Here is a 212-nt window from a genome sequence, read left to right as displayed (position 1 = left end):
GAAGCCCATGAGGAACCGGACCTCGTCGGGCGACCGCGTCCAGTTCTCCGTGGAGAACGCGTACAGCGACAGGTGCTTCACACCCGCCTGGATCGCCCCCGCGACGATGTCGAGGATCGTCGCCTCGCCGGCCCGGTGCCCCTCGATCCGCGGGAGGCCCCGGCGGTTGGCCCAGCGACCGTTGCCGTCCATGACGATCGCGATGTGGGCGG

At 70.8% G+C, this 212-nt stretch carries 1 protein-coding gene; it reads right to left on the bottom strand.

Going from position 1 to position 212, the window contains the following annotated elements; genetic code table 11:
* Window positions 1-212, bottom strand: a 212-nt coding sequence (locus I5G_RS21670) for an undecaprenyl diphosphate synthase family protein (protein ID WP_036327392.1), incomplete at both ends; no start/stop codon positions are given.

The sequence above is a fragment of the Microbacterium sp. B19 genome (genome assembly GCF_000333395.1).
Classification (GTDB): Bacteria; Actinomycetota; Actinomycetes; order Actinomycetales; family Microbacteriaceae; genus Microbacterium.
The sequence above is the reverse complement of the archived record's forward strand: the minus strand, read 5'-3'. Positions and strand labels throughout refer to the sequence as shown.